Below are 23,296 nucleotides of genomic sequence, written 5' to 3'. Positions count from 1 at the left end.
CACTAACTCACTAAATTATCCACATGTTGTTCAGTTTAGTGCTACTTGCCAAAACACGATTATCACACTATCTTGTATGCATAAATACAGGACAACACTACATCTTGTGTATTAACAAGAATATCAATACTAGTGTTGGTGGAAATGTTCTTAACATTGTTTTAAGGTCAGTCAGCTAAATGAATAAGAATTTACTAGTTACAAAACGCAGCGGTAAGCAAGAAACGATCGATCTTGAAAAGATCCACCGCGTGATCAAATGGGCAGCCAAAGGGTTGAATAATGTATCTGTTTCACTGGTTGAGTTAAAATCTCACATCCAGTTTTATGACGGCATACGTACTGAAGATATACATGAGACCATGATCAAAGCTGCAGCTGATTTAATTAGTGAAGAAGCACCAGATTACCAATATCTGTCTGCGCGTTTAGCCGTCTTCCACCTACGCAAGAAAGCATACGGTCAATTTGAACCACCTGCGCTTTATGAGCACGTAAAACTCAATGTTGATGCGCTTCGCTATGATGCACACCTACTTGCAGATTACACCGCGGAAGAATTCGCAGAAATGGATGAGTTAGTTGATCACTGGCGTGACATGAACTTCTCTTATGGTGCAATTAAGCAGTTAGAAGGTAAATACCTACTACAAAACCGTATTTCTGGTGACATCTTCGAAAGCCCACAATTTCTATATATCTTAGTGGCAGCGAGTTTATTCGCGACTTATGATAAATCTGTTCGTATGGACTACATTCGTCGTTTCTACGAAGCAACGTCAACGTTTAAAATTTCACTACCGACACCAATCATGGCGGGTGTTCGTACCCCTACTCGTCAATTCAGTTCGTGTGTACTGATTGAGTGTGACGATAGCCTAGATTCTATCAATGCAGTATCTAACTCTATTGTTAAATATGTATCGCAACGTGCTGGTATCGGTATCAATGCAGGTCGTATTCGTGCCCTAGGTAGCTCAATCCGTGGTGGTGAAGCATTCCACACTGGTTGTATCCCATTCTACAAGCACTTCCAGACAGCTGTTAAATCTTGCTCACAAGGCGGCGTACGTGGTGGTGCAGCAACATTATTCTATCCATTATGGCACTTAGAGGTTGAATCACTATTAGTACTTAAGAACAACCGTGGTGTTGAAGAAAACCGTGTGCGTCACCTTGACTATGGCGTGCAAATTAACCGTTTAATGTACCAACGCTTAATTGATAACAAAGACATTAGCTTATTCAGCCCATCAGATGTTGATGGTTTGTATGATGCATTCTTCCAAGATCAGGATGAATTTGAGCGTCTGTACACACTTTATGAACAAGACCCATCAATTCGTAAGCAAACAATTAAAGCCAGCGAACTGTTTGCTTTAGTAATGCAAGAGCGTGCAAGTACTGGTCGTATCTACATTCAACATGTAGATCACTGTAATACACACAGCCCGTTCAACCCAGCGGTTGCGCCTGTAAGACAAAGTAACTTATGTCTTGAAATTGCATTACCAACAAAACCAATGCAACACCCTGGTGATGAAAGTGGTGAAATTGCGCTATGTACATTATCAGCGTTCAACCTTGGTGCAATTAAAGACCTAAGTGAATTAGAAAACCTTGCAGACCTTGCAGTTCGCGCACTAGATAGCTTACTTGATTACCAAGACTATCCTATGCCTGCGGCTGAAAAGTCAACAATGGCGCGTCGTTCATTAGGTATAGGTGTGATTAACTACGCATACTACCTAGCGAAAAACGGTGTTAAATACTCAGACGGTAGCGCAAACAACCTAACGCATAAGACATTTGAAGCAATTCAATTCTACCTATTAAAAGCGTCAATGAACCTGTCGAAAGAACAAGGTCCGTGTTTAGCATTTAACGAAACAACTTACGCACAAGGTATCTTACCAATTGATACGTATAAGTCAGCGTTAGATGAAATTTGTGATGAAGAGTTACACCTAGATTGGGAAACATTACGTAGCGAAATTAAAGAACACGGCTTACGTAACTCAACACTAACAGCATTGATGCCATCAGAAACATCAAGCCAGATTTCAAATGCGACAAATGGTATTGAGCCACCACGTGGTTTAATCAGTATTAAAGCAAGTAAAGACGGTATCTTGAAACAAGTGGTACCTGATTACGAGAATCTGCGTGATAACTACGAACTACTTTGGAACATCCCAAATAACACGGGTTACTTACAACTTGTTGGTTTAATGCAGAAATTCGTAGACCAAGCGATTTCATCTAACACTAACTATGATCCACAACGTTTCCCGGGGCAAAAAGTACCGATGACAACGCTGTTAACGGACCTGATGTTAGCGTATAAGTACGGCTTAAAGACGCTTTACTACCATAACACACGTGACGGTGCATCAGACGTAGATGTAGTTAAAGAAGACGAGGGCTGTGAAGGCGGCGCATGTAAGATCTAAACAATCTAATTACATACACCAATATAAAAACCTACGCCCTTTCATTTGGCAGCTTAGGCTGCCAATTTAATGTATAAAATAGAGATGACCAATGAGTTACACTACTTTTTGCCAAACTAAAAATGATCAATTAAAAGAACCAATGTTTTTCGGCCAGCCTGTTAACGTTGCCCGTTTTGACCAACAAAAACATGAAATTTTTGAAAAATTAATTGAACGTCAGTTGTCATTTTTTTGGCGCCCAGAAGAAGTTGATGTAAGTAAGGACCGTATTGATTATCAGCAATTACCTGATCATGAAAAACACATTTTCATCAGTAATCTGAAATACCAAACATTATTAGACAGTATTCAAGGCCGTTCACCTAACGTTGCTTTTTTACCATTGGTTTCATTGCCAGAACTAGAAACATGGATTGAAACCTGGTCATTCAGTGAAACAATTCACTCACGTTCATACACGCACATTATTCGTAATATCGTGAATGACCCATCAGAAGTATTCGATGATATCGTTGCCAATGAAGAAATTCTAAAGCGTGCTAAAGACATTGCAGGTTATTACGATGACTTAATCCATGCGACTCAGCAGCTACACCTACTTGGTGAAGGCACACACGTTATTAACGGTGAAAAAGTTGTTGTTAACCAACGTGCTGTGAAGAAAAAGCTATACCTAGCAATGGTATCGGTAAACGTGCTTGAAGCAATCCGTTTCTATGTTAGTTTTGCATGTTCTTTCGCGTTTGCTGAACGTGAATTAATGGAAGGTAACGCTAAAATCATCAAGCTTATTGCCCGTGATGAAGCATTGCATTTAACCAGTACACAGCACATTCTAAACTTGATGGCTGACGGTAAAGACGATCCAGAGATGCAAGAGATCTCAATTGAATGTTTCCAAGAAACACTGAAAATCTTTACTGATGCAGCACAACAAGAAAAAGACTGGGCAGAATATCTGTTCAAAGATGGTTCAATGATTGGTTTGAATAAAGATATTCTTGCTGATTACATCGAATACATCACCAATACACGTATGGCAGCAGTAGGCTTACCAACGGCATTTGAAGTGAAAAGTAACCCACTACCGTGGATCAATGCTTGGTTAGTGTCTGATAACGTACAAGTTGCACCACAAGAGTCTGAAATCAGCTCATACTTAGTTGGTCAAATTAACGCCGAAATCAACCACGCAGACATAGGTACATTCGTTCTATAATGTCGATTACGCTGACAACTGATTCAGGACGCTATCAAGTTTCAACACAAGATAGCTCCCTGCTTGATACGCTTGAGCGTACTGGACATCAAATTGAATACCAGTGCCGTCAAGGCTATTGTGGCGCTTGCCGCACTACGCTCTCAAGTGGCACGGTTACTTATACAACCGAACCACTTGCAGCGGTTGCAGCGGGATCGATATTACCCTGTTGCTGTAAAGCAGATAGTGACATAACACTTGCCGTCATCGCAACAATAACGGTTTCAGCATAATATACTTATGATTAATTAAGTAACGTGTATTAACCCCCGTAAAATAACAAGCCTTAACAATATTCACTATGTTAAGGCTTGTTCATATTGTGATCCAACATCCATTTTGTCATCTCACAAAATCCAACTCTCAATAGCTTACGATATAGAATGTGATTTACTTTGCAAAACGAGTAAACCTTACCCATACTCCTTTCAATAACGTATAAAAACTTCAATAGCGTATAAGCACTTCAATAACGTATAAGTACCACGGCTTTAAAATAGGACAACTTTATGTTAGATGATTTAGTTGGGATCGGCATGCGTCCTGCACATTATGAGAAACTCACTAATAGCCAAGTCGATATTGGCTGGGTAGAAGTACACAGTGAGAATCACTTCGAGATAAACTCAGAAGCTACGTATTACCTGGATAAAGCCTGTGATCGCTACCCCATCAGCTTACACGGTATTGGTTTAGCGCTCTCTTCCAATGAGCTACTTGATACTATCCACATTCATAATATTAAAAAACTGGTTGACCGTTATAAGCCATTTCGAGTATCAGAACACTTGGGCTGGAGCTCCATTGCTGGGCAGCATTATAGTGATACACTAGCCATTCCCTACACAGAAGAAAACCTCAAGCGTGTGATCCGACGGGTTGAACAAGTACAACACATTCTAGGTCAAACAATTGCAATCGAAAATCCGGCCTGTTATTGCCAATATAAAAATAATACCCTGACAGAAGCCGTCTTTTTGACTGAACTACAAGCCGCTACAAACTGTAAAATACTGCTCGATATTAATAATGTTCATATTAGTAGTCATCAGCTCGAATTCAACCCTTATGATTACTTAACGTCAATACCAAGCAGTATTGTCAGCGAGATCCACCTATCTGGTAGCAATAAACAATTAAAGAATAACCACATAACCTTCGACCAAGAACATAGCCAAAAGGTAACGCCCGAAGTATGGCAGCTATTTGAGTATTATTTGCAGCATTGCAACACAATCCCGACCCTTATTGAATGGGATACTAATATCCCACAGCTCAATGAATTACTGCATGAAGCACATACAGCTCAAAAAATGATATTGAAATCACAGCGTTTTAAAAATACATGTTAATCAAATAGGTTCTCAAAATCACAATCGCAAAAATAATCTAAAAACCACCGGATGCCCCCCGGTATAAACCATGTTCATGCCCATAACAAATACCATGACATATTTGTGATAACGCATGCTCAGAACGGCCATTACTGCTTAGTTGATGTGGTATACGCAAAATAACTTCAACCCCCTCTTTATTACCCGCTAACGCTAAAAATAGCGCGGTTGTATTAAAATAAGGTGGAATAAAAAAAACACTCGAACAATTAAAACCAGCAGCACTGTACTCATCAACCTTAAGGAAACCCAAATTAGAAATAATGGCGGAAGTACGATATTGTCCTGTTTCTTGTCGTTTAAGCGCTAATTTGTCATTGCATTTTTTTAACCATGCCAATGGCACCCAATTTAATACATTGAGTGCAGGCACACCGGTAAAGCGAGGCATTCTTGCATGTTCATTATCCGCAAGTTTTAATTTAATTTGCTTAGCCCAATCAGCTGTAGTTGTTTCTGGGGATACTTGCATTAGTAGTCCACCAGTCAAATTACCCGTTGAGATAATATCGGTGTCATGCATACGTAAATCAACAGGGAGTTGAATACGTACTGTCGAGTCAGAATAAAGATTTGCTAACTTAGCAATACTAATACCCGCGTTAGCTAATATTTTCTTATAACTACCTGGCAGAGTTCTGCGTTGCCAAGAGGAACCAAAGTCTTGCCCAGCGGGAACTCCCGTTGGGGCTGAAACGGTATCGTTAATTTTGTCACTTTTTATCGACGTGACTGATTTAGCCAAATCAATATCGCGTACAAAACTATTATCTCCTTGTAACGGCTGCTGACGCAGGGCACGTAATACTTCATCAGCAAATGTTTTTGTACCTCGTCCATCCATTACCGCATGATGCGTTCTAAAAATAATATGGTGCTTATCACTTTTCTCACCAAGTACCAGCAATACTTCACAACCCGTACTGGTTTTTACATCGAGAGGTCGATTTAAAAATGGCGCTAATTTATCGCTCATGCCATCCCAACTTAGCCCTCGAATAACTTCAAGCTCTGTCGTTTGACCTGCATCAGCCCAATAGCTAAAACCAAGCTTCCCCGCGAGTTTAAACCGCGTTCCTTGTAATACAGCTGAAGCCTGGGTGACCGCTTGTTGCCACGCGGATATATCAATATTACCGTGGCCTTCGAGTACCATTTGATTGGCAACACAAGTTGCGGTTTCTTCGGCATTAAAATCATCACAACTAATATAAAAACGCTCTGTTGGTGAAAGTTTACGTTTAAACGTCATCGTTCCTCCTTGAACTGTTCGACGGTTATGCTGCGCTATCTGTCGCGCGGTTATTATGGCTAGCCATGTCTTGATGGTCATCAAACACTTAGGCTTCAGCACTTTGTTTTTTAAAAACTAGTGTCGTGACAGCGTTCACTACATCTTGAATTAATAAATACACGGCAGGCACTAATAACAAACTCACCAACGTGGCAAACAACACACCAAACGCGAGCGATATAGCCATCGGAATTAAAAACTGTGCCTGTAAGCTAGTTTCACTCATGATCGGCACTAAGCCAATAAAGGTGGTTAACGATGTAAGAATAATGGGGCGAAAACGGCGAATGCCCGCACTGGTAATCGCGGTTTCTAAGTCTTCACCTTGACTGCGTTTTTCGTTGATATAGTCAATCAAGACTAAATTATCATTGACCACGATCCCACTCACGGCAACCATGCCAATAAAAGACCACAAAGTGACATCAACCCCTAACAATAAATGCCCTAATAACGAACCAACAAGGCCAAACGGGATAGCGAACATGACCAAGAATGGCTGCGTGTAAGAGCTAAACAAAATAGCCATCACTAAGTACATCGCAATCAATGCAAGCAAATAACTGCTTGTTAATATATCCACAAACTCCACAATACTTTTTTGCTTGCCAGCCTTTGACCACTTAACGGCGGTAGTCTCTGTTAATTGCTGTAAAAAGCCAGCTTCTAAATCAGCGATAACGGCCTTCGTCCTGTTCTTCCCTGTATCAACAAATGCCGAAACTGAAATAACCCGATTTCGCTCATAACGTTTAATGTTATTATCAGCCGATTTATAACTCACATCTGCAATCGTAAAGAGAGGAACCCCTTCACCATTAGGTAGTTGAATATACATATTTTCCAAATGCCATAATGAGCTGGTTGCCTCTTTTGGATAACTCACCTGCACTTTTACTTCATCCTCACCACGCGGCATGCTTTGCACTTCAACACCAAGGTAAGCCTGCTGAACTTGCTGGCCAAGCGCACTCAATGTTAATCCCATATCACGCGCCACAGGCTTTAGCGCGAGTTGAACCTGTCTTGAACTGCGCTGCTGAGAATCTTGAATATCGTAGACACCTTCAAACCGAGCTAACACTTGCTTTAAGTTTTCTGCTTGCAGCGCTAAATCATCTAAGTTACGGCTCGACAGCTCAATATTAATATCTGCACTTGGCGGGGTTAGATCCGACACAAAACTTAATTCGATACTGTCTTCAATTTCGCCAACATCTTCTCGCCAGCGACGAATAATATCATGACCAGACATCACACGATCATTCGATACTGATAACTCCAGATACACTCTGCCAATATGATCATCGGCAGCCGCTTGTGCTTCACGTGAATATTTACTGATTGGCGCAACGACAGAATACACATGCGCAATCGCAGAAGCCCCGTTTTCATCGGTCAACTCTTGTTGCAGTAGTAATGCTTCCTGCTCAATCTTTAATATCGCATGCTTGGTTTTATCAGGGTTACTGCCTTCTGCAAAAGTGACATTGGCATACGCAACATCCCCTTCAATGGCCGAAAATAAGACCGTTCGTAACCAGCCACTAGAAAGTAAGGTTAAAGAGATAAAAAACAAGCCTATAAACCCTAAAATATAGCTCCAACGCCACACCAGCACATGATCAAGAAAAGGCTTATATCGGCGTATCACAAAAATTTCTAACGCGGCTGAAAATTGGGTTTGAATCCCTTCCAATATTCCACCAATTGCTTTTATTTTCCTGATTAATGATTTTTTATTGGCGGTATTCAGATTCGTTACCTTGGTCATATTTGGCTTTTCATTAGCATCGCGCTCGACAGGTTGATGACTTAAATGAGCGGGTAAGATAAACAATGATTCAAACAATGAAAACAATAATGTCGTGATCACAACAACAGGAATAACTTGCATGAGCTTACCCTCAGGTCCAGGTAAAAACAGCAACGGCATAAAGGCGATAACACTTGTTATAATGGCAAATATGATTGGCTTAGCGACTTTATGTGCCCCCTCAATAGCGCCCTCAACCCCCTTATTACCTGCTGCTTGCTCAGTATAAATACTTTCTCCCACAACAATGGCATCATCAACAACAATCCCAAGCACCAATAAAAATGCAAATAACGAAATAATATTAATCGAAGCATCAAATACCGGTAATAACCAAAAAGCACCCATAAATGAAATAGGAATACCCAGGCTAACCCAAAAGGATAAACGCCAATTTAAAAACAATAATAAAATAGCAAACAGCAAACATAACCCGCTAAATACATTGTTAACCAATAAGTCGATACGACTCATAAATAACTTAGAATCATCTTGCCAGACATACAAACTGACCCCCTCGGGCAGATACGTCGCAGGTGCTTGTACGTACTTATTTATCGCATCAGCAACATCAAGAATATTTTGCTCACCAACACGGTATACGTCTAAAGACACAGCCCGTTTACCGTCGAGTTGTGCCATTGTTCCTTCATCACGAAACCCATCGGTGATCGTCGCAATATCACTCAGTAAAACTCGTCCACCATCTTCATCCGCTTGCAGAATAATACTGGCAAAATCATCCGCACTTTCAATCAGACCTAAAGTTTGGATCAGTATATCGCCCTGCTCTGTCGCGAGACTCCCACCGGGTAAATCAAGCGCTGTCGCTTTGAGTATATTAACGACATCTGCAAACTTTAAATTATATTGCGCCAAACTGTCTTCAGATAATGCAATACTGATTTCGTATGGTCTGACATTTTGCAGTTCAATAACCGAAATAACAGGTTCTTCTAACAAGTCTAACCGGATATTTTCAGCTAAACGTTTTAACGCCCATTCATCACCTGCGCCAGCGATAATCAATTTGGCAACGCGATAACGCTCAATCAATTCGCTGACGACTGGCTTTTCAACTTCATCCGGAAATGAGTTGATACTTTCAATCCTTGATTTGACTTCATCTAATACAGCCTTGGTGCTATAACCGTCAGCAATATCAATGGTGGTATAACACGAGCCTGAACTAGCGAATGAGGTGAGATCGAGTGTACCTTCAATATCAAAAACGACCGCTTCAATACGCGTACAAACCATGGTTTCAACATCACGAGGACCAGCACCAGGATACAAGGTCGAGATCGCAATTCGCTCTAGCGACACACCAGGAATTAACTCTTTACGTGTTTCTGGTAACGCTAAACAACCGAGTGCGACAATCACCATCATGATCAGGTTTGCTGCAACCCTATTATGCGCAAACCAAGCGATCATTACTTTCATGAGCGTACCTCATGCTGCACAATCACATTTTGTAACCCTGTATCTAAGCGGATCACGTTTAACTTCATACCATTAACCGCAACATCAAGTGGAGTTAATATCAGCTTATCGCCCTTATCTAGACCAACATTGATATAAACTTGGTGTTTACCTTGATGTAATACACCGACCTTCACAATCTGCAAGCGTTGCTGTTCATCTAACAACCACACTTTATTATCGTTACGTAATGCCAAGCGAGGGATGATCACTATGTTCTCAAATTCACGTCCTGAGATTTCAGCTTTAACAAAACGACCTGGTTGTAAATATAACGGTTGCTCAGGATCGTTAAGCACTTCTGCAACCACATACTGCAATCGGTTCTCAGCAAGTCCCCCCTCAGTTCCCGTGATTGTTCCTTGCCATTGATAACGTTTGTTATTGACGCTAACAGAAAGTGTCACTCTTGGACTTGCAACGGATACAAGCGTATTTGAATCATAAACAAACGCATTTATTTGCTGTGGTAAATCCATCAGCGTTAAGTACTTGTCGGCGACAGGCAAACGCACATGCATTTTATCTAACGAGAAGATTTCACCGATTACTTCGCCCGAATTGACTAACTGACCGCGCCCAACACTCACCGCTTTAACTCGACCAGAAAATGGGGCTTTAATCACGGTATGATCTAGCTTTAAATTGGCTAAACGTAAATCAGCTTCTGCCGCTTTAACCCGACTTTTTGCATCATTAATTTGAGGGATGTGACGGGCGAAACTGGTCGCTTTACTCGACACGCCTCGTCGTGCAACATGCGCTTTAGCTTTACTTTCAGCTAAGTGTAATAATGCACCATCAACAGCTTGCTGCTTTTTAATTACTTCGAGTTTATAGGCTTCATCATCCATCGATAGCAGTACATCTCCGGCATTAAAATAGCCACCTGCGGTGAAATTATCTGCAACAGATTTAACTCTTGCAGTCACTTCAGAATTAAGGTTTATTTGTGTTTTTGCAGTAACGATCCCGCGACTAAAAATAGGAATAACGGCATCATCAAACGTTACGTTCATATAACGCACAGAGGGAAAACGATTAATCTCAGGACTGACTTGGCTTTGCGGTCTAATGGCTGATAGCAACGCTATACAGATAAAGGTAAGCACAATAATAGAAAGCGGAATGGATACTTTTTTATGACGGGAAAATAGCGCCTGCCCCTGTTGCCAATATGGCATTAATAGCCTTTTAGCTTGCTGGATTTTAGATAATAGCACTTGCTTAAATTTGTTTTTTTCTTTTGCGTCAGTGTTAGCCTCTCCGACAATCATAGCCGCGGCCGTTTCTTTCGGCGTCAGTAAGTCACCTTGTAACAAATGTTGTTTCCAACACTGCATCGTCGCTTGCGTTGTTTGAATATCTTTTGCAACATAAGGGTGTAATTTAAGTCCTAGCGACAATTGTTCATGCCACAATAATATACCTGTGGAGACAGGGTAATTCTTAGTACCGATACCACAGCAAACCCACATATCATCTTGATTAATGGGTGGGTTATTATCGTCTTTAAGTGGCCAATTACCTAAAAAACTGAACGAACCCGCATAGAATTGGCGCTCACTGACATATTGATAAATACGGCGTACACCATTCTCACCAATTATTTTACCAATATGTGCTTGCCACCAAAGTTGCCAATGACTTTTCGCTTTGATTTGTTGCTTCACTTGCCGCTGAATATCACGAGCCGTAATGGTGTTATTTAGCAATACATTAATCCCAGAAGAGCAGTTTCCCGTTTCTGATATATTGGGTAGTGCACCACGTAGATTCACGGGATATAACCAATAATAATCTTGCTGAGAGGCAAGCAGTTTCTCTGCAACTGCTCTGTTTAACGCCCAGAATAGATAAATATTCAGTGCAACTCGATGCTTCCTTGCTAACTTCTTAATTTCAATCGTTTCGGATTCAGTAAAATAAGCATTAACGATAGGCGCATCATTACTGTATTGAGTACGGTTTTCAGTATCAGAAAAATTTGTTGCGGCGTAATCTGGATAAGTCGTTTTCCAACGAATCATTTTTGGGGCTTTAGATTTGCCACCAGCAAAAAGCATTTTGATTTGCTGCCAATGCGATGGCGCAATTTTGTCTGCTGTTTTTGGTAGGTTTTCACACGGGTAATCATGCTCACGTAAAATAGTGGTTAATCCACCTAGCCCATCCATTTCACTGTGTGAAAATTCAAACCAATTAATTTCATCCGTATTTTTTTTTAGTAACCCAACATTCATTCGGTCACCGATCCCAAATGCTTTACGCGCTTGAAACCACATAGCTATATAGTCTTTCTTTTGGCTACTACTCATCGGTTAGCTTCCTTGTTAACCAAACTGAATGCCTCGATTAAATCGAAACTGTCCCTCTTCTCTCATTCAAATAATTAATCTGAAATTAGAGCCTTAAATACGGTTCATTCAATACCGCCGTATTTACAGTCTTGCGGGTTCTAAATACAGCGGATATTGAGTATCAAACTCGCCACGAGGATCATCATGATAACTGGCAATAAAATGCTTGCTTTGTAGTCTCTTAGAGCGATACTGCTCAAGAATTTGCTGACGTCTATCGAGCGCAGGTAAACCGCAGACTAACGCCTGATAATTTTGAGCTAAACAGGCATTGTAAATATGCTGTAATAACACTGAAAAAAGCTGTTCATCATCATTAACAACAAGCAAACTGTGTAATGAAACATAACTCAATTTCCCCCCTGCTTTAGGTAACAGCATGCCGCCAAATAACTTGGAATAAAGGTTATTAAATAAACGCGCCACAGACATTAATTTACTATAAGCAACAAAACGGGTCTGTTTAAAGCTGCTCTGATCCCAAATGCCTGCCATCGCCACTAACTTATTATCTTCAAACATCAAATAATAGTTACTGATCACCAATCCTCGATAATATTCATCACCGTGTAATAATTTAATAAAATCATAATGAGGATAAAACTGCTTTGTCTTAGCTTGTTGCTCAAAAAACGTTTGCATCAGTTCAATGTCGTTATGATGCGCGTTACGAATATGAAACTTATGCCCTGTACTTGGGCGAGATTTTGTTAAATACAGCATATGTGTTGTCATCTCACCAAAGTCATAATATGTAGGGGTAATACTTCGCCCACTTCCCATCGAATTTAATGATGCTTCGTTATCGCTCAAAATTACCGTTTGCATCCAATCTTTGCCCATCACTTTACGATAGCATTTAAGAAGATTGAATAAAGTGCGCCCACTTTTAAAATCAGGATGAATACGTAAATCATTACCATAGCGTACATTCTGACGCTCACCATTCACATAAACATCACGGCGACCAATACTAAAAATAGCCGCAACACGCTCGCTTTCACGCTCCACTGCGACCCATACATCCGGTGTTTGAGTCACTATTTTGGTGGCCATAAAAAAATCAGGCGTACGTTCAAAATTGATTGTAATTGCACCAGATTGTGGCGTAGCTGCAATTAAATCAATCAATTCATCAGAATCATTTTCTTGAGCTGGCCTTGTATAAAATCGACTTGCCATTTACCTTACCTCTACAGCTTATGAAGTTTCATGCGCTACGATTGCGCCACACGACAGCATGGTTACGCCGCAATTGCCTCTAAAAATACATCTGGCATTTCAATATCCCAAAGTATTAAAGGCTCTATTTTGATATTGCCAACAACCATGCCACGCGCTTCACAGCGTGAGTAATAAAGCTCACGGGCATTCTGGCTACAACATATTTTCAAAGTATCCAACTGACCAAGGTCTCTGGCCAATTGGTAGTGAAAGCAAGTGTTTAACTCGGTTTCTACATTCGCTGCAACCTGCTTAATTTCCAGTTCAGAAATATCGGCATTCGGTTCACAAAGTAACAGGTAAAATGGTTTATTATTTGACGTGTTAGCCGGGACAGCAAAAACAGTTATCGCGGTTAAGTCTTGGTCTTGCTCTGCCATTTTCATCACGCCTAGCGCGATCTCAGGACTCATCTTTTCACCGACAAGATCAATACCATCTAAGCGGCCTAAAAATTCAAAACAAGGGCAATCTTGCAGAAAGCCACTCACACGTAATTTGTCCTTCATTGCATAGCGCAGCAAGCCACTGCCAGTCGTTAATATAGGACGCACCAGTTGATCTTGTTTTAGTTTCCAAGCAGGTAGTACTTCTTCCGTTTCAAGATCAATAAATTCGTAAAAATGACTACATATAGCTAATGGATACTGATTTTGGAAAGGAATCGTCACCACACCTTCTGTTGCCCATAAACCTTTTCCTTGGAAGTCAGCCTGCGGCAGTAAACACTGGAGTGTATTTGCCCACGTAGCAGATGACGATGTATCCCATGCACTAACCAGCGAGAGTTTGGGCCAAATAAGTTGTAATAACTCAGCTGAAATCCCCCCTTTCCATTGTAATAAAATCTCAGCCACTCGATGCGATTTAGGACATCTTAAACCCGGTAATGCGGGCTTTCGTTCCCCCCACTTTCCTGTTGCAAGCACAGAAACAAGCTCCAATTTATGTTTAATAATATTATCAAACAATGTCAGTGCAAAAGTCGGACTCCACACCGACAAAAACGAGAGTGACTTATCTGCAAGCAAATAACACAAGGTGGCAAACTGAGAATCTTCCGATGAGTCTGCTAAGGAAACACCTTCTGGCACTGCACTTGTCAATCCCATAAAGATTCGTTTCCACCAAGGCAATAACTTCAAATCATCATTAACGGCACCAGACATAGTACGTCGTAATTCGGTTGGAACCCAAGATAATGACCAGTAATGAGTACCCTTTAACATCCCTGGATTATGTTTATACATATCCATCATCCAAGGTGAAATAGCAGCATCAAGTTCATTCAAAAATGACTGAGTATAAGGTATCCATTTAATTTTTGATGTTGAACCACTTGTTGGTTGAAAACGTTCATTTGCTTCCATACTCAATTCATAACGGCTGCCCGCTCTCGCTTTGTCTATTTGCGGAGCCCAATCATCATACTCAGTGATAGGGACCTGACGAATAAACTCTTCATAAAATAGCGAACTTGATAAATTATATTTTTTACCCGATACACTGGGGGCAATCACTTTAAGTAATGAATTTAATTTTTCACGCTGTACCGCTTGTGGGTATGCTAACGCTTTACAAAATTGCTTGTAACCACGAGCACTCACGCTCTGCGCCGATTTATGGGTAAATTTATGTGCCATTTTACGGGTGATGCCATTTAATAACGTCATAACATGCTCCCTATTTAACTAAACGTCGAGTTAAACTAATCAGGCCAAAATCCCAATTGATATTATTATTTTGTAACCTTTTACGTAATGCTTTTTGCGCAAAGAATGTAAACATTGATACGCTAATTTCCCCAACACAAGGTAATTCTTTACCCTCTCGCCATTTGGGGTTCCGGTCTTCAAAGAATTCGATTTTAGGTACGCTGATCTTCATTTCAGCAGTGATCTCTGCTACTTCACCGCGCAGCTTTTGATAATCGCCACCAAAGTCTAGAATTTGCTGCTGTTCATCGTAATAACTCGGGTAAAGGTGCTGGCAGTATTGCTCTACAACTGATGATAATTCACCAAACTGACCTTGATGGTGTGGATAATGTTTAGGAAAGTTATTGGCTAATAATAAATAGGTCTTATAGCCTTTAGAGATGAGCAACCAGAACAGAGGTGTTAATGGATCTTTTAACTTTTCTTTTAATAAGACTTTAACAAAACAGATCATCGCCTTATTCGAGCCCCAGTATTTACGTTCAATGATCGTATCACCACTAAAGATACCTTTAACTTCTTTCCCTTTGAGTTTGAAACGTAGTTTTTTAAGCGTACTAAAACCAACAATACGCTTAGATTTATTTTCTCGAATTAATATCAAGCCATCTTTTTCAGATAAGTCATCAAGAAATGTTGAAAAGTCAGCGTTATGATAATACTGAATAAACAGATTATGCATATCCTTAACTTGCTGTATAGAGAGACGATCTAACGTGATGTAATTTGCAAATATTTTCTTTTTTGTAGTGTCCATTTGTGATCCAATCCTTGGCAAATGTGTGAGAGTAAAGCGTGCACTCATCCAATCTCAAGCTATCCTTAGCTTGCTGCGTTTCAGAAAATCAGTTCATCGGATTAATCTGAAAGTAAAATTAATGTATCACTAAAATATAACCGCTTGAAGTAAGTAAAACAGCCATAAATTAATAACTAAATACAAGAAAACTGGATAATAACGTTAAAATAAAAAGTAAAATAAACATTAAGTTTCAAACGAACAAATTATATAAAAACAATATTTCAACTTAGACGATTTTAAAATTGTAGTTCCGACCATTATATCTGTGGAAGAGTGACCGATATCACAGGAAAATATTGATATGGATAGAATAAACGATCTAACTTTTAAACCATTAGTATGAGTATCTACTCGTGCTTTAAATTCTGGCATTAAAACAATTTAAGTCGTTGTAACGAAAGAGCATATCCAACGACTATTAATTATTTAAGCTATACCATAGGAGTATACCGAGGAACGATTTTAATCACTAAGACTAGGCGTTCATTTGTTCATCATTCTCAGATTGGCAATTCCAACAAACATCGAATGAAGCATCAATTTCATTACAGACTCCATTACTTAAGGTTTAGCCCTTATCACGAGGGGCTCCTTCATCACATTTTTTACAGTTAAGTTCAAAGCCTAGCATTGATTTTCGCCCCTCTAGTGTAACCACCCAAGGTCGACAAAACCAAGGTGGGTTGTGACGAACATGCTGGAAATGATCGCAGACCAGCTCGGCAACCCAATCATCTTCTTCATCTTTGTGATAACCAACTATTGGCTGCTTCATTTTACTCTCCATACTGACTCGACGAGTACTACATCGACAAGTAATAACAATACCGATCTTACTCATAAATTGAGTATACTAAAAAAGGATAAAAACATATTTAAGGTTCACATTAATTCCCCCCTATTTTACATTGAATAACACGCTATCGACGTAGAATGATTGAGTAATAGCTACATTATCAGTACAATAACACCCTACTTTCGAAAATGTTAAGTAATTACACATAACAGCGCATTAACGCTAGTTTTAATGGGTAAATGCCGCGTAATCGTATCAATTCCCTAGGATATAAATACATAATGCTTGTTGAAACTTTATTGCCTTTTATGGCGATTATTGCTGTGGCTACCTACGTACAGAGTATCGCAGGTTTTGCCTTAGGCATGATCGTAATGGGGACTGTCACAACTTTTAACCTAGTGCCTATCGCTTTTACATCCGTTGTAATTAGTAGCGTCACGCTAATGAATAGTATATTCATACTTAAAGGCTGTTTCGGGCAATTGAATAAACGAATAGTCATTATTACTGTAGCAGGCATGTTACCTGGCATGTTTATAGGTTTAACATTACTGGAATATCTCAGCAGTTCTTTTAATGAGGTATTACAAACGATACTGGGCATTGCGATTATCGGTGCAGGGATCAGTATGATCTTAAAATCGCCACATAAAGACCGTAAGCACTCTAAAGAACCCACGTTTTTCTGTGCAGGTACTGCATCGGGTATTTTAAACGGCATGTTTAGTATGGGTGGTCCACCACTCGTCTATATTTTCTATCGCCAACCTTTTACGCTTAATCTCATTCGTTTATACCTGCTAAGTATATTTTTTGTTAGTTCAATTAGCCGTCTAGCTATGGTTGGGCTACGAGGTGAACTCACATTAGATATGTTACTTTTTTCCGCTGTATGTATTCCTATCGTGCTCGGTGTTAGCTGGCTTGCTAAACATTATCCACCACCGATCAGTTTAGACATTATGCGTAGAATAGCTTTTTGTATGCTAATGGTTATCGGCTCTAGTTTATTGTTTAGATAACAAGATACGTTTTAGATATAACCTTTTGTATTTCAAATCAATACCCTAAATTATGTGCGAATATTGTATCGACCAACAAAACTAAGAATAATTCAGAATTATTCGAAATGAGTAAACTCACCAGTGATCAGTTTAAGAACATTACTCTGTTAGTGCTTCCTTTGCTTTTTCCATATCAATAGCATCAGAAGCTTTTTCCTTATCAAGCGACTCATAGGCTTTTTTGTAATCAACGTTAGTACCGTCAACTGATGACTTCAATTTTTCTTTGTCGACCGAATCGGAGGCTTTTTCTTTGTCTACAGACTCTGTCAGTTTATTAAAATCGACTGCCAACGCGAGTACGGGCATGGTTAGAGATATTGCGAATAATACAGATATGGTTTTCATTAGACCGATTCCTTGAGGATCCTATGGGTGACACAGTAAATATAGATTAGTGTTTCAAATGCTACAAAAATAACTTGAAGCACGACAACCTAAGTTGAAAGCTAGTCGGTATATTCGTTCCTCACAAGAAAAAGTAAATAAAGTAGAATAATTACTCACATTAATAATCGTTAAATTAAATATAAAATATATATTGACAATTAAAACCCAACATTTCGGTTTGTTTTATTTATTAAATATGCGTTAAAACATTTAAAAGAAATAAAACCAATACAAAATACTTAAATTCAACTTCGTTCAAAAAACAACCAAACAAAACTACATAATTAAATTATCATTTATGCTAGCTTGTGCATGAAAACACATAAATGATTTTTCCATTATAAATTAGTAAGTTAAAAGTGTATTTAACTACGTAATTAATATTGAAAATAATATAGCCAGACGGCTCTAAATATAGATACGCCTAAGTATCTTAAAATATCGAGTATAAAATATATAACATGAAGAATTTTTTAAATTTATTTTTTGTATTAATGACTTCTTGCCACGTACAAGCTAATCCTCTTTCGTCTAATTTGCGACAGTACATATTGAGTAGTGACTTAGGTCAATATCATGCGACTCTTTCTGCAGAAGATTCTGATAAGTTAATTCAGACACAACTGCAAGTCGCGACTGAATGCCTTACGGATGAGGGCCAATGTGAACATGCATTATATTCACTACGGACGACAGCCGAGATAAAAGCGAACCAATTGGGATCTCCGTTATACCAACAAATGTTCTTATTTTTGCAGGATTCATATACTCAGTTAGCGCAAGGTAATGGCGTTTTTACTCCGTTAAGAATACCTGTTGCGTTTGCTCAACAACGTATTGAATTAATGCGCCAAGCAATTATAAAAACAACATTAGCCCGTAATGGTCAAACAACGCCATTAAACTATCCAGGCTCATACCCCCTTCTATTGCAGCTATATCAGGCTAACAATCCCAGTATTCTGTATGTCAGTGAATTTGATGAATCATTAGATTTAGCTAACCCCATCACTCAATCCTATAAAACACTATTAATAGCGTTGTTAAAGCATCATGCCGAAAAAGGGGTTGGACGCACGGCACTACTAAGCCTAATGGGAGACATATTTAAAGATATTGTAAATAAACAAACTGGGCGTCAGTTATGTGAACAGTGCACCACAACTTTTATTGTTGAGTACTACAGCAGTAGCACGGAGCAAAAGTGGTATAAAGAGGTTGATGCGCTAGAGTATATCGCCTATCAAGTACCTGAAATTATAGAACTGGAACATCATAGAGTTGCTTTTCCACACTATTACACCCGTAATGTTGCTCAGTTCATTCTCTATTTTAAAGTGTTCTTTCATGAAAACGAATCGCTTTTTATGGTTGACCTTAATAACTTTAGTTCCTTAGATAAAACCGAACAAGATCTTATTCTTGATGATGTAGCACATCAGTTTAAACACAGATCAGTGTCTCCAAATTTTCTGCGAATATTACATACTACTTTTAGGTGGTTAACCGCAACGGGACAAATCGAGTCTATGCTATCCTCAGGTGCGGTTTTGAATGGACTTGCATCTAATCAATTTAATGCAGGTTCTCACAATAAAATCTTCGCGGTGAACATTGCAGCAAATGTCATATTAACTAAAATACCCAATATAATCTTAGGCGAAACACAGCGATATGGTTGTGCTTCTGATGAATGGGCACCACCTCAGCCATTCTATATGTTGCTGGAAGATAAGTGTGTTTACAGTCCGTCTTTTCAAACAGGTAAATTCTCAATCACTGCTTCGACGACCTATGGAGCACAAGATCAGTATGATTATGAAATATCTATTTATCATAAGCCAACTAACCAAACTCTGATGAGTAGAAAAGTCAGTAATCGGGAAGAAATTACATTGAAATATTCGACACTTGCGCCATTTAATTTAGACCAAATGGTCATGTATATTTCCAGTACCAATCCAGCTACACGCGGTGACATAGCTTCTATCCAGCTGTCTCCACAAATATTTGAAAAACAATATGGGGGGGTTATTAAAAACAATCGTTTTTATTTTGTGCAGGAATTACCAGAGCGTAAATTTTATCGACCTCGTGGGGATGAACTAGGTTGTCCAATGAGCCCACTCAATGAGTCACAGCAACAGGCATGTTTAAGTGAAAAGTTTGACCTCTATAACGCGCTCCCTGATTATTTTTATCAAAACATGACGCCTATCGGTTACATTGCGCCGTTACCAGCGATTTCTATAGAACAAGTTTTACAGCAGAGAGAAGCTGAAAGACTCGCGCTAGAGCAACAAGCCATAGAGGACGCAATGTCAGGTCAAGGATGGGGACCAGGTTCATGCCTAAGTTGTTAAACGCGAGTAGTACCAATACAAGTCTCCTCTAACGCAGACTTAAAACGGCTTACAACACTATATTCGTATCTCTTAAACATGAGGCAACTCGGTAGCTATTAGCTACTGAGTTGGGCTAAGAGATTACAACCCACATATATTTTATTATCGGGTTTTCCACATACGCGAATAACAATCGGCACTAAGCTATGTGTTAATATCCTGTGAACTAAAATATATAGGACTCAAATTTTCTTGTAAAATATCTTCAATTTCATTGCTTGGCACGGGCTTATAGAACAGGTAGCCTTGTCCATACTCACAACCTTCTAGATAAAGATCCTCATAATTTTCAATAAGTTCGATACCTTCAGCTACCACCTTCATACCCAGCCCATGAGCCAAATTGATAATAGTTCGAATAAAGCTCATATCTTTAGGAAGATTACTTAATTCTTGGATAAAGACTTTATCAATTTTTAGTTTCTGAAATGGCATATTTTTAAGGTGACTAAGAGAAGAATAACCAGTACCAAAGTCATCCAGTGCTAACTCAACTCCCAGATGACGTAACTTATGTAGTATTCCAGGTGAGCTTTCAATATCTTGCATTGTGGTGTCTTCAGTTATTTCGATTACCAACTGGTCTGCAGGCAAGCCAGTGGCGGATAACGTACGACTGACTATAGCCACAAGATCATATCGCGTATACATCGCAGGAGATATATTCACAGAAACTTGAATCCATGGTAGACACGCCTTTCTCCAGAGCATATTTTGTGAACATGCTTTTAGTAATACCCACTCATTTAATTTCTCTGCTAAGCCAGCCTTTTCCGCGATAGAAACGACCTCGGGCGGTGAAATATAACCATATTGCTCATGATGCCATCTCAATAAAGCTTCAACCAAAACAATTTTTTTCGTCTTGAGGCAAACTATAGGTTGGTAGACTAACTGAAGCTGATCGTGGAGTAGTGCGACCTGTAAACTTTCTGCTAATACCCTATAACGTAAAACACTATCATTCATTTGTTGCTCAAACAATCGATAGCACACATCAGCATCTTTTTTGGAAAAATACATGGCCGTATCAGCGTTATTCAATAGCTTATCAGGATGCTCTGCATCATCAGGAAAAACACTGATACCTATGCTAACATTCGGATATACTCGGTAACCGTGGATATTTATCTCACAATTAATCTGTTCGTGAATATGCTGCGCCAACCGAACGCATTCATCAGAACTTGTAATATGCTTTTGAATAATACCGAACTCATCCCCCCCCAACCGCGCGACAACATCTGACGAGCAAACACTCTGTGCTAAACGTGAAGAGATCTCCTGAAGCAGCGCATCTCCAACAGCATGCCCTAGTCGATCATTTACCTCCTTGAATCCATTCATATCGATCATGTGAACAGCCGCACGTGAATTATTACGTTGAGCATGAGTAATAGTTTTTTTCAGGTCACGCTGAAAAAAGTGGCGGTTTGCAAGGCCTGTCAAGCTGTCATGTAATGCTTGCTTACGATTAACAGCACTCTCACGAATTAGCAGCAATACTAGAATGCAACCGCTCAGCAATAGACCGAGCAAAAAAATGTTGGCGTCATTATGAAGACTATGAACATATTTTAGACCGGCCCAAGCTCTATCCCCGGAGAAACTATTTACGTTAAATTCTCTCACTCGTGTTTGTAAAGGCTTAAGCTCTTGCACTATCCTTATCGCATTTTGATTACCCATTTTGAGGTTTAGTACCTCTGATTCTATTTCAACTAAGCGCTGTTTGATATTTCTCAGCAGTTCAATTGCACCGGGCTGACTGCGAAAATCGCGGGTTTCCTCTCCTACCGATAACACCCCAACCCTGCTCCAGAGCAGTTCGAAACGTAAATGTAAGTCTTCAGCACTCATATCATTTAAGGCTGTTCTTCTTAATGCTTGCATGAATTTGAGCATTTCTAGTTCCAACTCAGAAGCTGTCCAGCCGACAGTTTTCATCGAATGAGTTAGAATGTCAGTAACCTGGGTATAACGTTGAGTGCTGATGACAGAACTAACAGCAAACATAAGTACAACAAAAATAAGGACAAAAAGTTTAATCCTCTTCATCAATACACTTCCAAGCTGCTAAGCTGCCAAATCATCTCTTCATAGCGTTTGGTAATATCGAGCTCAGAATAATCAGATAGAGGGTAGATAATCCAGATTGGTCCCTTATCACGCACACGCATAAGAGCCCCGTCAGTTCTTATTGCTAGAATTATTGGGTAGTCCTTGAGTGCTTCCAGATCAATTTCAGCATGGTAATCGTTCAAAGCTTTCCCGACTAACTTATGGCCCGAAGCCCCCACTTGTTCTAGAAGATCATTTAGTAACACACCTTCATAAACATGTAACCCTTCTGTCCAAGGTGTATAAGTAGTGATCTTAGTTTGTGGAAGTTTTTCCAGCATCTGACGATCAAAAAGAGCCTCACGATTAGCATTTGTATTTCTGATATTACCACTAATAGTAAGAATAACGGCGCCTTCTGGATTAGGTAAATCAGTGGCCATGCTTATCACCGGAAATCCTAGTAGTCCAATTAACAAAAATACCGTCACAATTTTTATCTGCATGCTGTTGATTCCTGACTACTTCAATTTCAAATAAAAGTGAGAAAAATCATACCAATGATATAGCGAAATACACTTTCATGGACTAAATGATAGAGTTAACATCCATTTATCCTTGATATTAAGAGTGTTCCGCTAGTGTATGAAAAACAGGTAACATTTTTTCATACAAGAAAAAGTAAGGCAAATCTAAAACACTAAACTGTGAATAAGGGCAAGTTTGAATTAGCCGTAGAGCGCTCGGTTCCAAGCCAGCGCGACTTG

16 protein-coding genes are annotated in these 23,296 nt (G+C 39.5%); 6 read left to right on the top strand and 10 right to left on the bottom strand.

Annotated elements, in window-relative coordinates:
- The first annotated feature begins 179 nt into the window (after nt 1-179).
- The 4 genes from nrdA (at nt 180) to HWV02_RS09255 (ending at nt 5,069) form a co-directional block, all read left to right on the top strand.
- Complete coding sequence (gene nrdA / locus HWV02_RS09270; protein WP_211679399.1) at nt 180-2,453, top strand: class 1a ribonucleoside-diphosphate reductase subunit alpha; 2,274 nt, start codon at nt 180-182, stop codon at nt 2,451-2,453.
- 91 nt (nt 2,454-2,544) lie between these two features.
- Nucleotides 2,545-3,675: a class Ia ribonucleoside-diphosphate reductase subunit beta gene (gene nrdB / locus HWV02_RS09265; protein WP_211679398.1), complete on the top strand. Its 1,131-nt coding sequence runs from the start codon at nt 2,545-2,547 to the stop codon at nt 3,673-3,675.
- Complete coding sequence (gene yfaE / locus HWV02_RS09260) at nt 3,675-3,950, top strand: class I ribonucleotide reductase maintenance protein YfaE (RefSeq protein WP_211679397.1); 276 nt, start codon at nt 3,675-3,677, stop codon at nt 3,948-3,950. Before nrdB ends, yfaE begins: the two co-directional genes overlap by 1 nt.
- A gap of 276 nt (nt 3,951-4,226) precedes the next feature.
- The gene (locus tag HWV02_RS09255) at nt 4,227-5,069 is read left to right on the top strand and encodes a DUF692 family multinuclear iron-containing protein (RefSeq protein WP_211690306.1); all 843 of its coding nucleotides are present in this window, start codon (nt 4,227-4,229) and stop codon (nt 5,067-5,069) included.
- Nucleotides 5,070-5,106: 37 nt separating this feature from the next.
- On the opposite strand, the gene HWV02_RS09250 is transcribed toward HWV02_RS09255, so the two are convergent.
- The 7 genes from HWV02_RS09250 to HWV02_RS09220 form a co-directional block, all read right to left on the bottom strand.
- Nucleotides 5,107-6,363 (bottom strand): peptide synthetase, encoded by a 1,257-nt coding sequence (locus HWV02_RS09250; protein WP_211690305.1) that lies wholly within the window; start codon nt 6,361-6,363, stop codon nt 5,107-5,109.
- Nucleotides 6,364-6,451: 88 nt separating this feature from the next.
- Nucleotides 6,452-9,667: an efflux RND transporter permease subunit gene (locus tag HWV02_RS09245; RefSeq protein WP_255550634.1), complete on the bottom strand. Its 3,216-nt coding sequence runs from the start codon at nt 9,665-9,667 to the stop codon at nt 6,452-6,454.
- On the bottom strand, nt 9,664-12,024 hold the full coding sequence (locus HWV02_RS09240) for an efflux RND transporter periplasmic adaptor subunit (protein ID WP_211690304.1): 2,361 nt from the start codon (nt 12,022-12,024) through the stop codon (nt 9,664-9,666). The genes HWV02_RS09245 and HWV02_RS09240 overlap by 4 nt, the downstream gene beginning before the upstream one ends.
- Nucleotides 12,025-12,147: 123 nt before the next feature.
- Nucleotides 12,148-13,248, bottom strand: coding sequence for a hypothetical protein (locus HWV02_RS09235; RefSeq protein WP_211679393.1), 1,101 nt, complete (start codon nt 13,246-13,248; stop codon nt 12,148-12,150).
- A 62-nt stretch (nt 13,249-13,310) separates the two neighbouring features.
- The gene (locus HWV02_RS09230; RefSeq protein ID WP_211690303.1) at nt 13,311-14,963 is read right to left on the bottom strand and encodes a GH3 auxin-responsive promoter family protein; all 1,653 of its coding nucleotides are present in this window, start codon (nt 14,961-14,963) and stop codon (nt 13,311-13,313) included.
- A gap of 10 nt (nt 14,964-14,973) precedes the next feature.
- The gene (locus HWV02_RS09225; protein ID WP_211690302.1) at nt 14,974-15,765 is read right to left on the bottom strand and encodes a hypothetical protein; all 792 of its coding nucleotides are present in this window, start codon (nt 15,763-15,765) and stop codon (nt 14,974-14,976) included.
- A 613-nt stretch (nt 15,766-16,378) separates the two neighbouring features.
- Entirely contained in the window at nt 16,379-16,585 is a 207-nt protein-coding gene (locus HWV02_RS09220) for a DUF3565 domain-containing protein (RefSeq protein ID WP_211679390.1), read from the bottom strand.
- A 302-nt stretch (nt 16,586-16,887) separates the two neighbouring features.
- Between HWV02_RS09220 and HWV02_RS09215 the strand changes: the two genes are divergently transcribed.
- The gene (locus HWV02_RS09215) at nt 16,888-17,631 is read left to right on the top strand and encodes a sulfite exporter TauE/SafE family protein (protein ID WP_211690301.1); all 744 of its coding nucleotides are present in this window, start codon (nt 16,888-16,890) and stop codon (nt 17,629-17,631) included.
- Between the two features lie 141 nt (nt 17,632-17,772).
- On the opposite strand, the gene HWV02_RS09210 is transcribed toward HWV02_RS09215, so the two are convergent.
- Nucleotides 17,773-18,021, bottom strand: a complete 249-nt coding sequence (locus tag HWV02_RS09210) for a hypothetical protein (RefSeq protein WP_211690300.1) — start codon at nt 18,019-18,021, stop codon at nt 17,773-17,775.
- A 503-nt stretch (nt 18,022-18,524) separates the two neighbouring features.
- Here HWV02_RS09210 and HWV02_RS09205 point away from each other — a divergent pair.
- Nucleotides 18,525-20,426 carry a hypothetical protein gene (locus HWV02_RS09205; RefSeq protein WP_211690299.1) on the top strand — a complete coding sequence of 634 codons (1,902 nt, stop codon included), beginning with the start codon at nt 18,525-18,527 and terminating at the stop codon, nt 20,424-20,426.
- 186 nt (nt 20,427-20,612) lie between these two features.
- Here HWV02_RS09205 and HWV02_RS09200 read toward each other — a convergent pair whose 3' ends face one another.
- On the bottom strand, nt 20,613-22,526 hold the full coding sequence (locus HWV02_RS09200; RefSeq protein WP_211690298.1) for a bifunctional diguanylate cyclase/phosphodiesterase: 1,914 nt from the start codon (nt 22,524-22,526) through the stop codon (nt 20,613-20,615).
- Nucleotides 22,526-23,035, bottom strand: coding sequence for a hypothetical protein (locus tag HWV02_RS09195; RefSeq protein WP_249185492.1), 510 nt, complete (start codon nt 23,033-23,035; stop codon nt 22,526-22,528). Before HWV02_RS09195 ends, HWV02_RS09200 begins: the two co-directional genes overlap by 1 nt.
- Between the last annotated feature and the right edge of the window lie 261 nt (nt 23,036-23,296).

It is taken from the genome of Moritella sp. 28 (genome assembly GCF_018219435.1).
Lineage (GTDB): Bacteria > Pseudomonadota > Gammaproteobacteria > Enterobacterales > Moritellaceae > Moritella.
Note: the sequence above shows the minus strand (reverse complement) of the source record. Positions and strands in the feature narration are given on the sequence as shown.

Excerpts from the sequence above, each read along its gene's own strand:
- nrdA (WP_211679399.1), top strand. The coding sequence starts at position 180 with ATGAATAAGAATTTACTAGTTACAAAACGCAGCGGTAAGCAAGAAACG.
- nrdB (WP_211679398.1), top strand. The coding sequence starts at position 2,545 with ATGAGTTACACTACTTTTTGCCAAACTAAAAATGATCAATTAAAAGAA.
- yfaE (WP_211679397.1), top strand. The coding sequence starts at position 3,675 with ATGTCGATTACGCTGACAACTGATTCAGGACGCTATCAAGTTTCAACA.
- HWV02_RS09255 (WP_211690306.1), top strand. The coding sequence starts at position 4,227 with ATGTTAGATGATTTAGTTGGGATCGGCATGCGTCCTGCACATTATGAG.
- HWV02_RS09250 (WP_211690305.1), bottom strand. The coding sequence starts at position 6,363 with ATGACGTTTAAACGTAAACTTTCACCAACAGAGCGTTTTTATATTAGT.
- HWV02_RS09245 (WP_255550634.1), bottom strand. The coding sequence starts at position 9,667 with ATGAAAGTAATGATCGCTTGGTTTGCGCATAATAGGGTTGCAGCAAAC.
- HWV02_RS09240 (WP_211690304.1), bottom strand. The coding sequence starts at position 12,024 with ATGAGTAGTAGCCAAAAGAAAGACTATATAGCTATGTGGTTTCAAGCG.
- HWV02_RS09235 (WP_211679393.1), bottom strand. The coding sequence starts at position 13,248 with ATGGCAAGTCGATTTTATACAAGGCCAGCTCAAGAAAATGATTCTGAT.
- HWV02_RS09230 (WP_211690303.1), bottom strand. The coding sequence starts at position 14,963 with ATGACGTTATTAAATGGCATCACCCGTAAAATGGCACATAAATTTACC.
- HWV02_RS09225 (WP_211690302.1), bottom strand. The coding sequence starts at position 15,765 with ATGGACACTACAAAAAAGAAAATATTTGCAAATTACATCACGTTAGAT.
- HWV02_RS09220 (WP_211679390.1), bottom strand. The coding sequence starts at position 16,585 with ATGAAGCAGCCAATAGTTGGTTATCACAAAGATGAAGAAGATGATTGG.
- HWV02_RS09215 (WP_211690301.1), top strand. The coding sequence starts at position 16,888 with ATGCTTGTTGAAACTTTATTGCCTTTTATGGCGATTATTGCTGTGGCT.
- HWV02_RS09210 (WP_211690300.1), bottom strand. The coding sequence starts at position 18,021 with ATGAAAACCATATCTGTATTATTCGCAATATCTCTAACCATGCCCGTA.
- HWV02_RS09205 (WP_211690299.1), top strand. The coding sequence starts at position 18,525 with ATGAAGAATTTTTTAAATTTATTTTTTGTATTAATGACTTCTTGCCAC.
- HWV02_RS09200 (WP_211690298.1), bottom strand. The coding sequence starts at position 22,526 with ATGAAGAGGATTAAACTTTTTGTCCTTATTTTTGTTGTACTTATGTTT.
- HWV02_RS09195 (WP_249185492.1), bottom strand. The coding sequence starts at position 23,035 with ATGCAGATAAAAATTGTGACGGTATTTTTGTTAATTGGACTACTAGGA.